Source organism: Acinetobacter sp. CY81 (assembly GCF_059515925.1).
On record NZ_JCAKNC010000005.1, the window covers coordinates 96,202 to 109,795 of the forward strand.

The window sequence follows — 13,594 nt, forward strand, 5'->3', positions numbered from 1 at the left end:
ATGAGCAATGTAAACAACATCGTTATCGTTGGTGCTGGCCAAGCAGGTGCGAGCGCAATTTTAGAACTTCGTGGCAATAAATACGAAGGTAAAATCACATTGATCGGTGATGAAACGCATCTTCCTTATGAGCGTCCACCACTATCAAAAGACGTGATTCTAAAACCAGAAGAAACCAAAATCGAAATTTTATCAGAAGATAAATTAGTAGATTTAGGTGTGGAGACAATTCGTGGAAATGGCGTTGCGAAAATCAATGCAGAAGCGAAAACTGTTGAACTTCTGAATGGCGATGTTGTTGCATATGACAAATTATTGCTTGCTACAGGTGGTGCGGCACGTCGTTTGCCAAACTTTGATGCTTTGGGTAAACACGTATACACATTGCGTAACCTTGAAGATTCACAAGCTTTGGTTCCTGTTCTTCAAGCAGGTCAACGCATCATCTTGATTGGTGGTGGTGTCATCGGTTTAGAACTAGCATCATCTGCACGTTTCAAAAACTGTGAAGTGACAGTGATTGAAATGGGTCCAATGGTGATGGGTCGTTCATCTCCACGCATTTTGAGTGAATTCTTGCTTGAACAGCAAAAATTGGCAGGTGTTGATGTTCGTCTTTCAACTTCAATTGCAGATTGCAAATTGGATGGCGAAGAAATCGTTGTAACTCTAGGTGATGGCGAAGAACTTCGTGCTGATGCTGTGGTTTACGGTATTGGGATTGTACCAAATGCACAGTTAGCTGTTGAAGCAGGCTTAGATGCTGATGTAGCTATTAAGGTGAATGAGAACTGCCAAACTTCAAATGCTGATATTTATGCTGCGGGTGATGTTGCAACTCAATTGCGTGACTGTGGTAACCATCGTCGTGTTGAAACTTGGGAAAATGCCAACCTTCAAGCAGGCATTTTTGCACGTCATGTCATGGGTGTTGAACATCCAGCGGTAAATCCAGCATGGTTCTGGACTGACCAATTAGATATTAACTATCAGTTTGTTGGTGATATGGCTGCTGCTGAGTGGTTGGTTCGTGGTGAAATTAACGCTGAAAAACGCTCAGAATCATCATTCGTATTGTTTGGTGTGACTGACGGTATTATCGTTGCTGGTATCACTGTCAATGCAGCGAAAGAAATGCGTCATTTGAAGAAATTGATTAGCAAGCAAGCACTTTTTGAAGCAGATAAATATTTAGATTTGACACAAGATTTACGTAAACTTGTGAAATAATCAGTATTTAAAGCATCAAGAAACAGACCTCAGGTAACTCAGGTCTGTTTTTTGTATTTTGAGAGAAAATTTTTAATCTCAAAGACCTAAGTTTGAAAAATGATGGTATTGCTTTGAATGAAGTCTAATGAGGCATCTCGCCCAAAGTAACAGAGAACTATATGAATTCGTCTTCTTTACCCGTTACCGCAAGTATTTATGCTTTATTGGTTTTAATTTGGGCTGCTACACCATTGGCAATTGTTTGGAGTGTTGCCGAAATTCATCCGATGTGGGTACTGATAATTCGTTACTTTGGTGCATCTGTTATTGCTTTATTTTTATTGAAGATTATGCGTGATCCATTGCCATTTGATCAAACTTCAATGAAAAGTTATTTGGCAGGCAGCTTAAATCTGATTGGGGCGCAGCTGTTTATTTATCTGGCAGCGAATTATTTGACTTCAGGATTGATGGCGCTGATCTTTGGTTTTTCCCCCCTGATTGCAGGCTTAATTGGTCATGTGATTTTGAAGACACAGAAGCTCACATTACTGCAATGGATGGGAATGGCAGTGGCTGTAATCGGTTTAAGCTTTGTTTTTGCTGAATCTGCGGATGCTAAGGTGAATCCGTGGGGGATCGTATTGATGCTGATCAGTATGATTTCTTATATCAGCTCGATCTTTTGGGTGAAACAAATCAATGCGCCTTTGAGCCCAATGTCTCAAGCCACGGGTTCTTTAATTTTGTCTGCGCTAGGCTCTCTGCTGATCATTCCATTTATTTGGCAACATATCCCAACAGTATTACCAAGTACTCAAGCGATGATCGGTTTCTTGTTCACCATGATCATGTCATCTATTGTGGCGATGCTATGTTACTTCTGGCTCATCCGTCGTTTGAATGCATCTACTGTTTCATTGAGTAATGTTATGACACCTGTAATCGCGCTCGTACTTGGAGCAACCTTGAATAATGAGATCATTAACGGCTCTGCATTTGTGGGAATTGCAGTTGTGATGATAGGCATTATCATGTATTTCAACCAAGAGTTACGTAAATTACTGAAGGTATAGTGCAAAACGTTTATTTATCTGAAGCGGTGTTTATTGATCTTTTTATGAATATCTTTTGTGATTGATCTATATAGAGGATGGTATCAAATATTTCAGAAAATAAGATTTATACAGGTTTAACAGTAAGCCTGTATGAATGATGGATTATTTACAAAAAATAGCTTTCAAGCCAATGTAATTTTTTCAATACTGAATGATTCTATTTGATGATATTTAGTTCTTTTCAACAAAAAATTTGAGATATTTCTATCTTGTAAAATGTCTAAAAAAATTGAAAATGAGCTAATTATTCACAGTAAAGAATGAATAGTGTACAAGTTACCATTTTGTCACATTATTATTTTAGAATAAGGGTGCGAAAACGATAGAAATCTATTTATTTTATTTCAAAATTCGTTATCATCGCGCCCTCTAGTTATGATGAATAAACTATCGTCTAATTGGAATTTATAAAGCACCGAGTCAAAGGACCGCAAGTCACCCGACTTATTTCTTTCAACCCATATCAGAGATGGTAATTCGATATGAGCGTTTCTTCTGTAAATCCTGCCCCTAATTCTACTAACGAATACTATTTAACTCGCCAAAGTCAAATGGAATCGAATGTTCGTAGCTATCCACGTAAATTACCGTTGGCGATAGCAAAAGCTTTAGGATGTTGGGTTACTGATGTTGAAGGTACAGAGTACCTCGATTGTTTAGCTGGGGCAGGAACATTGGCTTTGGGCCATAATCATCCTGCGGTAATTCAAAGTATTCAAGACACTTTAGCGAGTGGCTTGCCATTACATACTTTGGATTTAACGACGCCTTTAAAAGATGCTTTCACTGAAGCACTACTTGAGCAATTACCGGGTGGTAAGGCTGAGTACTGTCTACAGTTCTGTGGTCCGTCTGGTGCAGATGGTACAGAAGCAGCAATTAAATTAGCAAAAACTTACACTGGTCGTAGCACTGTAATCAGCTTTTCTGGCGGTTACCATGGTATGACTCACGGTGCTTTAGCAATGACAGGTAACTTGTCGGCTAAGAATGCTGTGAATGGCTTAATGCCAGGTGTTCAATTTATGCCATATCCGCATGAATACCGTTGCCCATTGGGTCTTGGTGGTGAAGCGGGTGTAGATGCATTGACATATTTCTTCGAAAACTTCATTGAAGATGTTGAAAGCGGCGTAACTAAGCCAGCAGCTGTGATTCTTGAAGCGATTCAAGGTGAAGGCGGTGTGGTGACAGCACCTGTGAAATGGTTGAAAAAAATCCGTGAAGTGACTGAAAAACACAACATTGTGTTGATTCTTGACGAAGTTCAAGCAGGCTTTGCGCGTTCAGGTAAAATGTTTGCATTTGAACATGCCGGTATTGAGCCAGATGTCGTTGTTATGTCTAAAGCTGTAGGTGGTAGCTTGCCGCTTGCTGTATTGGGTATTAAACGTAAGTTTGATGCTTGGCAGCCAGCAGGTCATACAGGTACTTTCCGTGGTAACCAACTCGCTATGGGTACTGGTCTTGCAACGATCAAAACCATCAAAGAACAAAACTTGGCTCAAAACGCGCAAGAGCGTGGTGATTTCTTACAAGCTGAATTTAAAAAATTAGCTGTAGAATTCCCATGTATCGGTAACGTACGTGGTCGCGGTTTGATGATCGGTGTTGAGATTGTTGATGAACGTCAAGCGGCAGATCACATGGGTTCATTGCCTGGTGATGGTCAATTGGCAGCAGCAATTCAAGCGGCATGTTTTGATAACAAATTATTGTTAGAAAAAGGTGGTCGTAACGGTACTGTAATCCGTTTACTTTGCCCACTGATCATCACGCATGATGAATGTGTTGAAGCTGTTGCTCGCTTCAAGAAAGCACTTGCTGAAGCACTTGTTGCAACTCGAGGCGCGTAATCATGGTTGATTTTGCAGAACATCGTAAAGCGTTATTCTGTAATGATGCACAATCTATTGCTGACTATCAGTCAGCGATGGATTCGGCTGTAAAAGCTGTATCTGCATGGTTACGAAATGATAAAATGTACACTGGTGGTAGCATTAAAGAGCTACGCAGTGCAATCGCTTTCAATCCTTCTAAAGAAGGCATGGGCGTACAACACTCTCTGGATCGTATGGTTGAGCTTTTCTTAAATAAAAGCTTAAAAGTACACCATCCGCATTCACTTGCGCATTTGCATTGCCCAACCATGGTGACTAGCCAAATCGCAGAAGTGCTGATTAACGCAACGAATCAATCAATGGACTCATGGGATCAAAGCCCTGCGGGTTCTTTGATGGAAGTTCAGCTCATTGATTGGTTACGTCAAAAAGTGGGTTACGGTGCAGGTCAGGCAGGTGTATTCACCTCTGGTGGTACACAGTCTAACTTGATGGGTGTTTTACTTGCACGTGATGCATGTATTGCTAAAAACTGGAAAGACGAAAACGGTAAGCCGTGGTCTGTTCAGCGTGATGGCGTTCCTGCGGAAGCAATGCGTAACGTTAAAGTCATTTGTTCTGAAAATGCACATTTTTCTGTGCAAAAGAACATGGCAATGATGGGTATGGGCTTCCAATCAGTCGTGACTGTTCCTGTAGATGCAAATGCACGCATGGACATGGATGCGCTTGAGAAAACCATGGCTCACCTTCAAGCTGAGGGCAAGATTGTGGCTTGTGTGGTTGCAACTGCGGGTACAACCGATGCAGGTGCAATTGATCCATTGAAAGAAGTTCGTGCAATCACCAACAAATATGGCGCGTGGATGCATATCGACGCGGCTTGGGGTGGTGCTTTAATTCTTTCTAACGATCACCGCGATATGTTAGATGGTATTGAACTCTCGGACTCAATTACCCTTGATTTCCATAAGCATTATTTCCAAACGATTTCTTGTGGCGCGTTCTTGTTAAAAGACGAAGCAAACTATCGTTTCATGCATTATGAAGCTGAGTACTTAAACTCTGCTTATGACGAAGAGCATGGCGTTCCTAACTTAGTATCTAAGTCACTGCAAACAACTCGCCGTTTTGATGCATTGAAATTGTGGATGACTGTTGAAGCGCTAGGTGAAGAGCTTTACGGTTCGATGATTGACCACGGTGTAACTTTAACTCGTGACGTTGCGGCTTATATTACTGCAACTGAAGGCTTGGAAATGCTGGTTGATCCTCAGTTTGCATCTGTTCTGTTTCGTGTAGTTCCAGCTGGTTATCCTGCTGAATTACTTGATACATTGAACCAAAACGTTGCAGATGAATTATTTGCACGTGGCGAAGCAAACATTGGCGTAACAAAAGTTGGTCAAAATCAATCATTGAAAATGACGACGTTAAGCCCAGTAGCGACTTTAGACAACGTGAAGAACTTGCTTGCACTTGTGTTAGCAGAAGCGGATCGTATCAAAGGTCCAATTGCGGACGGTACATATGTAACAGCTTTAGATTAATTTTAATCTCGTGCTGTACAAAAAAGGAGATCGATTGATCTCCTTTTTTATTTTTAGATTTTAATTTATCAATCAACAAGCAATTCTAATACCAGCCACAACTATCAAAGATGATAGTGAATATAAAAATAATAGTGTGTATATGTGAATTAATAAATTTTATTATCAGAATATACATGGGCTTAGGTGAAAAAGTGAATTTTAAAAAAACAATAGTTCAACTCATTATCAGTTCTGCTTTTTTGAGTTGTTCAGTGAGTGCAGCCGATTTAATTATTAAAAATGCCAATGTATTTGATGGTACTGGTTCGGATTTGATTGAAAAAGCCAACATCATTATCGAAGATGGCAAAGTTAAAGAAATTAGTACAGGCAAAATCAAGGAAAAAGCAGATCAAATTATTGATGCTAAAGGTAAAACGGTAATGCCGGGTATTATTAATAGCCATTTGCATTTATTTTGGAATTTCTATGATTTGCCACCGAAAATGCCTGCAACCAATGATAAGCAAGCAGAAGCATTTATTAATGGTGAGTTGTCTGAGCGGTTGCGTGGGCATTTAGAGCAGGGTATTACTTCAATTTTATCGCCCATTGATTTTTGGCCGTATATTGATGAAGTGAAAAAGAAGGTTGAGTCCGGCGAAATCTCGGGACCGCGTGTATTTATGGCAGGCCCAGTTTTATTACATTCAGGTGATTATTATGCTTGCGGAGGTTTAGCTGGAGCTGAATTAAAATGGTGTGATGAACACGTTCGTTTACCTATTGATACGCCTGAGCAAGCACGTACTTCAATGAAAAAATTGATTGGCTATAACACCGATGTTGTTGTTTATGATGGTGTGACGAATTTAAAAGAATTTAATCCAGAATCTTTGAAGGTTATTGTTGAAGAAGCACATAAACATAATTTGAAAGTACTTGTACACAATGCAGATGCCAAAAATGTACCTGCAATGATTGATGCGGGTGTCGATGCATTTATCCATCCACCATCAATTACAAAAGATACAGATGGACGTTATTTAGAAATAGTCGGTGAGAAAAAAATACCGATTGCAATCACACTCGGCTTTTTAGAGCGCTATATCGGTTTAGGTTATGCAGCAGAAAAAGACAAGAATGATTATGAAATTTTAAAAAATAATGTACAAGTCATGTTGCAAGCAGGCGCTATCCCATTATTTACATCTGATGTTCCTGGAATTCCTCCAAAAGAAGTTATTCCGATGGTTACGAAAGTAATGAAAGGGCAAGGAATCGATAATAAAACGATATTATTGTCTGCTACCAAAGAGGGTGCAAAAGCATTGGGTGCTAAAGATTTAGGAACGCTTGAAAAAGGTAAGATTGCAGATTTAATTATTGTTGATGGTAATCCATTAAAGGATATTTCTGTATTGCAAAAGGTGAAGCTGGTTGTGAAAGATGGTGTGGTGGTGGTTGATCATCTTCAATAAAAATTGATTTAGCTTTTAAATATAATTGAAATCCGCTGCTTTAGGTTGCGGATTTTTTTAATGATTAAAATATGAAATTCTATAAATCAATAATTTATAAAAATCATAAAATCGTAATAAAGCTGTAACCTCACTGTCATATTATAAAATCAAAATGCATATGTCGAAATAAGTACAATACTTCAATAAAAAAGTAGCGTACTCCATATTTGCATATATTGAGAGATATCAAAAATGCGCTTTAACAACATCGTAATTGCATTAGCTTTAACTGGGGTAGCTGCAGCAACAACCGCGAATGCAGCGCGTGATACGATTCAAATTGCTGGTTCTTCTACAGTATTGCCTTACGCAAGTATTGCAGCAGAAGAGTTTGGTAATAACTTTCCACAATTTAAAACACCAGTTGTAGGTTCTGGTGGTTCATCAGGTGGTTTGAAACAATTTTGTAATGGTGTAGGCGACAATACAATCGACATCGCGAATGCATCTCGTAAAATTAAAGACACAGAATTAGCTGCTTGTAAAAAAGCAGGTGTTAACCAAGTATTAGAAATTAAAATTGGTTACGACGGTATTGTATTTGCTTCAAATGCAAATAAAGCGGCTTACAAATTACGTCCACAACATGTGTTTGCTGCATTAGCTGCACAATTACCATCTAACGGTAAAATGGTTGCAAACCCATATACACGTTGGAACCAAATCGACAAATCATTACCAAATGAACCGATCACACTTGTAATTCCTGCTTCGAATCATGGAACGCGCGAAGTCTTCCAGGAGAAGATGGTGGATGCAGGTTGTGAATCTTATGCTGCAATTAAGTCTTTAGATAAAGATGCAATGAAAAAAGCATGTACAACTTTCCGTAAGGATGGTCGTGTGGTTGAGATTGCAGGTGACTACACTGAAACTTTGGCGCGTTTAAAAACGTCTCCAAGTTCAGTAGGTGTATTTGGTTTAGGTTTCTATGACCAAAACCGTGACCGTCTACGTGTTGCAACTGTAAATAATGTTGCGCCGTCTGAAAACACAATCTTAAACGGTTCTTATCCAGTTTCTCGCCCATTGTTCTTCTATGTGAAAGGCGAACACTTGAAGTCAATCAAAGGCTTACCGCAATTTACTGAATATTTCTTAAGTAAGAAAGTATCAGGTAAAGGTTCTAAGTTAGAAAAAGCGGGTCTGATTTCAATGTCTGATAAAGAACGTGCGCAGATTCTTGCGAATTTCAAAGTAGGTAAAGCAGTTAAATAATCGTTGAAACATGAACTGATGATGGGTGTGTCCCATCATCAGTTTTTTGCTAAATATATTTTTTCAATGCGGAATTGAAAAATGGTGGAGAATTCATGAATCTGCTACTCATCGGGGTGTTACTTGCATTAATTGCGATAGCGTACCAAATCGGGTTGACTAAAAGCCGTAAATTAGCAGGTCAGGGCAGTAATTCTGCGATGCTACATTCACGTCCTGGATACTATGGTGCATTGGTTGCATTGTGGTGTGGGATTCCAGCTTTTCTGATTTTAATCGTGTGGAATATTATTGAACCAAGCATTTTTAAACATGTAGTGCTTAATAATATCCCTGCAAATATTGCTGCAACATTAGATCCTGCTAGCGTGAGTGTACTTGTTGATCGAGTACAAGCCATTGCCTCAGGTTTCGGTGTAAGCGATCAGCCATTGGCTTATGAATTGAAAGCCGCAGAACAGTTAGCAAAAATTGAAGTGATTGGATCATATGCAAAATTTGCAGTGGTACTTTCAGCGGCAATGCTCGGTTTAGCTTGGGCAAAGAAAAAAATCTCTGAACAATATCGTGCACGTAATCAAGTTGAAAAAATAATTAATATCAGCTTGGCATTGTGTTCAGGTGTTGCGATTTTAACGACGATCGGCATTGTAATGTCGATGTTTAGTGAAGCAATGCGTTTCTTCAGCTTTGTTAATCCAATGGATTTTTTCTTTGGTACAGAGTGGAACCCTGGTTTTAGTACATCAGGAAGTGCGGACGGCAGTTATGGATTACTTCCACTGCTATGGGGTACTTTGATGGTGAGTGGTATTGCACTTTTAGTTGCAGTGCCAGTAGGTTTAATGATCGCTATTTATTTAGCTGAATATGCATCTCCATCTTTCAGATCATGGGCAAAGCCTGCGATTGAAATTTTAGCGGGTATTCCAACGATCGTTTATGGTGTTTTCGCCCTGATGATCATTGGTCCTTTTGCTAAAAGTTTAGGTGCGATGGTGGGTATTGATATCAATGCGACCAGTGCTTTAACCGCTGGTTTTGTCATGGGTATCATGATTATCCCATTCGTATCATCACTATCTGACGACATTATTACTCAAGTGCCTCGTTCACTTCGTGATGGTTCATTAGGCTTAGGTGCGACCAAGTCTGAAACTATTCGCCAAGTGGTCATTCCTGCGGCTTTGCCGGGGATTATCGGTGCTTTCTTATTAGCAGCTTCGCGTGCCATTGGTGAAACCATGATCGTGGTATTGGCAGCGGGTAATAGTCCTTTATTACATGCAAATCCTTTAGAAGCGATTTCGACAGTGACGATCACGATTGTGAATCAGTTGACTGGAGATACAGATTTCGCAAGTCCTCAAGCTTTGGTTGCCTTTGCATTAGGTCTGACTTTGTTTGTCATTACCTTAGGTTTGAACATTGTTGCACTGTATATCGTGCGTAAATATCGTGAGCAATACGACTAATGACGACTACAAATTCAACTCAAATCGATTCAAATATTGACGCCATGAATGCTGCGGAAGTGCGTGAAAAGCGTAAACAAAAAATCCAAAGCTCTTTGGCGAAAAGACATCGCAAAGAGAAGACATTTAAATACTTTGGTTTTTCTGCAGTTATTTTAGGTTTGTTCTTTGTTGCCTTATTATTCGGTAGTATTTTATCGAAAGGTCTCCCTGCATTTTGGCAAAACAGTTTAACTTTACCGATTCATTTTGACCCTGCAGTGATTCAAGTTTCAAAACAGCCAGTGAAAACTGCCAATGAGTCTCCAGCTCAGTATGAAGAGCGCTATATTGCTTGGCAAACTGAAATTGGTATGGTGGATTGGGATGCGCTGATTGTGAATGCAATGATCGCTAAAGATCCTGCATTGGCATCGAAGCGTGATGAATTATCAAGCCTTTATACAAGTTCGGAAGCATATCGTTTACGTGATATGTATATGGAAAACCCAAGCTTATTGGGTGCCAATAAAGAAGTTAAAGTCTTAGCAGATGCAAACGTTGATGTTTGGTTAAAAGGTAATATTGACCGTAGTTTGTCAGATGAACAGCAACAGTTGAGTCCAGAAGTTCGACAAATTGCAGATGAACTGAAAGCCAATGGTCTGATCGAAAGTACGTTTAATACCAATATTTTCTCTAGCCCTGACTCACGTAGTTCTCCTGCAACGTCTGGTCTAGCAGGTGCATTCATGGGCTCATTGTTCATGATGATGATTGTGATTTTAATCTCAATCCCTGTTGGTGTAGCTTCAGCCGTTTATCTTGAAGAGTTTGCACCAAAAAATTGGATCACTGATGTGATTGAAGTGAACATTAACAACCTAGCGGCTGTTCCTTCGATTGTCTTTGGTCTATTGGGTGCTGCAATCTTTATTGGCTGGATGCATCTGCCATTATCCGCACCTTTGGTTGGTGGTTTGGTATTGAGCTTAATGACTTTACCGACGGTGATTATTACCACGCGTGCATCGTTAAAAGCGGTACCACCATCTATTCGCCAAGCTGCTTTAGGTTTAGGTGCATCTCGTTTACAAACGGTATTCCATCATGTATTGCCTTTGGCTCTACCGGGTATTTTAACAGGTGCAATTATTGGTGTTGCTCAAGCTTTAGGTGAAACAGCACCACTATTATTAATTGGTATGAGTGCGTTCGTTGCGAGTGTTCCTGCAACGCCATTTGACCAGTCTTCGGCTCTGCCAGTACAAATCTTCCTATGGCAGGGTAATGAACTTCGTAACTTCTTTGAAGGGCGTACAGCGGCTGCAATCATTGTGTTGCTTGCATTAATGATTGGATTAAACAGTTTAGCCATTTGGTTACGTAAGAAATTTGAAGTTCGTTGGTAATTGAGGTCAAATTATGAATACTGCTAGCGCAACTAAAACCAATTCCTTAGAACAGGATAAGTCCGTGAATCAAGAACAGTCACAAGCACCATCTATGGGTACTGAGCAAACTAAATCAGCTACGCCATTTGTTTCGCAATTCGAAACGCCATCTTCTAAGAAAGAGCCGAAAGAATCGACGGTAAAATTAAGCACGTCGGATGTCCATGTTTATTATGGTGAAGCTGAAGCGATTAAAGGTATCGATCTGAAGATTTATCAGAACGAAGTGATTGCATTCATTGGACCATCAGGTTGTGGTAAGTCTACTTTCTTACGTACTTTAAACCGTATGAATGACACGATTGACTCGTGCCGTGTAACGGGTAAAGTGATGTTGGATAATCAAGATATCTATGATCCAAACTTAGACGTGGTTTTACTTCGTGCTCAAGTTGGTATGGTGTTCCAAAAACCAAACCCATTCCCAAAATCAATTTTTGATAATGTTGCTTATGGTCCTAAGCTTCATGGTTTAGCACGTGATAAGTACGATCTTGAAGAGATTGTAGAAAACAGTTTGCGCAAAGCAGGTCTTTGGGATGAAGTTAAAGATCGTTTGAATCAGCCGGGTACAGGTTTATCCGGTGGTCAGCAACAACGTCTATGTATTGCACGTACCATTGCAGTAAGCCCAGAAGTTATCTTGATGGATGAGCCGTGTTCTGCACTTGATCCAATCGCAACTGCAAAAGTTGAAGAGTTAATTTCTGAACTTTCTACGCAATATACGATCGCGATTGTGACTCACTCAATGCAGCAAGCAGCGCGTGTATCAGATCGTACAGCATACTTCCATTTGGGTGACTTAATTGAAGTGAACTCAACTGAAAAAGTATTCACACAACCTGATCATCAATTGACTGAAGCCTACATCACTGGTCGTTTTGGTTAATTCTGAATATATTCTCAGTTCAAAAAAAGAAGAGCATTATTGCTCTTTTTTTTATTGTGGAATTTTTAATGTATTAAATAGGGTCGTAGAAAGAGGTTTATTCAGATCATGAGTGACTATACACATTGATCGTTTATTTTTACTCTAAAACGAATAAGCTTTCTGATCGGTGTTTTAATATATACATGAAATAATAAAACTTGAGATTTAAAATGAAAACTTATCAGTGTTTAGCTTTAAGTTTAGCCATTTCTGGCAGTATGATTTTGAGTGGTTGTACGACATCGCCATCACAACAACAATTACAAAAACAGTCACAACCAAAATTAGAAGATAAAATGTTAGTACAGGGTCAATTGCTTAGCGACATCAAGCTGAGTCCTGAAAAGATGATGATTCATCTTAATGTTTTTCAAGAAATAGCACAGCGTAATGGTGGTAATCGTGCTGTGGGAACGAAAGGTGGTTTAGCATCAGCCAAATATATTCTTGATCAAGCAAAAAAAGAGGGACTCAATCCACAGATATTGGCTTTTGAAAATCGTGAAAAAACAGTAGGTCAAAATATTTTAGTCGAGATCTCAGGTCAATCGAATGAATCTGCAATCTTGATTGGTGCGCATTATGATTCAGTCAAAATGGGTCCTGGAATTAACGATAATGCATCAGGCGTAGCGGTTCTTTTAGAATTGATGCATCAAATTAACCAATCTAAGCAAAAACCAAAACATACAATTGTTTTAGCATTTTGGGATTCGGAAGAAGTTGGAATAGCTGGATCACAAGATTATGTTAAGAAACTTACTCAACAACAGTTGGATGGTATTAAGGCCTATATCAATGTAGATATGGTGGGCACGAAAACACCAAATATTATGATTGCCGATGGAGATAAATCTTCAGTCGATGAAATGGAAGCAATGCTGAAAGAACAAGGTATGAACGAGTCAGATTATAAACCATTGACGGATGGTTTGAGGTCTCTTCCCAATCATGCAGGAGATTTGGCTTTAGAGCAGAGTTTAAAAACTTTTTTTAAAACAAAACAACTCACGATTAAAGAAGATATTTCCACGTTAACCGCCAGTGATACTTTGGCTTTTTTAGGTAAAGTGCCTGTGACCTCAATTATTTTATTCAATGAACAATTAAAGGGCGATGAGCTTGAGTTTGCACCGTGTTATCACAAAGCCTGTGACACCATTGATCAAGTCGATCCACAATCTTTGCTAATCGCATCAGATGCGATTGTTCATTTGATCAATGATATAGATTGATTTTGATTGTAATAATGTAATGCAAGCCTGTGTTTAATACACTTCCGACAGGTTTGCTTAAGTACACGTTATT

10 protein-coding genes are annotated in these 13,594 nt (G+C 39.3%); all 10 read left to right on the forward strand.

Going from position 1 to position 13,594, the window contains the following annotated elements; translation table 11 throughout:
* Complete coding sequence (hcaD, locus tag AC5YDM_RS08105; RefSeq protein WP_496151611.1) at nucleotides 1-1,230, forward strand: 3-phenylpropionate/cinnamic acid dioxygenase ferredoxin--NAD(+) reductase subunit; 1,230 nt, start codon at nucleotides 1-3, stop codon at nucleotides 1,228-1,230.
* A 161-nt stretch (nucleotides 1,231-1,391) separates the two neighbouring features.
* Nucleotides 1,392-2,288: a DMT family transporter gene (locus AC5YDM_RS08110; RefSeq protein ID WP_496151612.1), complete on the forward strand. Its 897-nt coding sequence runs from the start codon at nucleotides 1,392-1,394 to the stop codon at nucleotides 2,286-2,288.
* Between the two features lie 524 nt (nucleotides 2,289-2,812).
* Complete coding sequence (locus AC5YDM_RS08115; protein ID WP_496151613.1) at nucleotides 2,813-4,186, forward strand: diaminobutyrate--2-oxoglutarate transaminase; 1,374 nt, start codon at nucleotides 2,813-2,815, stop codon at nucleotides 4,184-4,186.
* A gap of 2 nt (nucleotides 4,187-4,188) precedes the next feature.
* Complete coding sequence (locus AC5YDM_RS08120) at nucleotides 4,189-5,721, forward strand: pyridoxal phosphate-dependent decarboxylase family protein (protein WP_496151614.1); 1,533 nt, start codon at nucleotides 4,189-4,191, stop codon at nucleotides 5,719-5,721.
* A gap of 194 nt (nucleotides 5,722-5,915) precedes the next feature.
* Nucleotides 5,916-7,184, forward strand: a complete 1,269-nt coding sequence (locus AC5YDM_RS08125; protein WP_496151615.1) for an amidohydrolase family protein — start codon at nucleotides 5,916-5,918, stop codon at nucleotides 7,182-7,184.
* Between the two features lie 234 nt (nucleotides 7,185-7,418).
* Nucleotides 7,419-8,444 carry a substrate-binding domain-containing protein gene (locus AC5YDM_RS08130; protein WP_496151616.1) on the forward strand — a complete coding sequence of 342 codons (1,026 nt, stop codon included), beginning with the start codon at nucleotides 7,419-7,421 and terminating at the stop codon, nucleotides 8,442-8,444.
* Between the two features lie 95 nt (nucleotides 8,445-8,539).
* On the forward strand, nucleotides 8,540-9,919 hold the full coding sequence (pstC, locus tag AC5YDM_RS08135) for a phosphate ABC transporter permease subunit PstC (RefSeq protein ID WP_496151617.1): 1,380 nt from the start codon (nucleotides 8,540-8,542) through the stop codon (nucleotides 9,917-9,919).
* A complete protein-coding gene (gene pstA, locus AC5YDM_RS08140) occupies nucleotides 9,919-11,310 on the forward strand; it encodes a phosphate ABC transporter permease PstA (RefSeq protein WP_496151618.1) in 1,392 nt (463 codons plus the stop codon). Before pstC ends, pstA begins: the two co-directional genes overlap by 1 nt.
* A 13-nt stretch (nucleotides 11,311-11,323) precedes the next feature.
* On the forward strand, nucleotides 11,324-12,244 hold the full coding sequence (gene pstB, locus AC5YDM_RS08145) for a phosphate ABC transporter ATP-binding protein PstB (RefSeq protein WP_496151619.1): 921 nt from the start codon (nucleotides 11,324-11,326) through the stop codon (nucleotides 12,242-12,244).
* Between the two features lie 212 nt (nucleotides 12,245-12,456).
* Nucleotides 12,457-13,521, forward strand: coding sequence for a M20/M25/M40 family metallo-hydrolase (locus AC5YDM_RS08150; RefSeq protein WP_496151620.1), 1,065 nt, complete (start codon nucleotides 12,457-12,459; stop codon nucleotides 13,519-13,521).
* Nucleotides 13,522-13,594 lie beyond the last annotated feature (73 nt).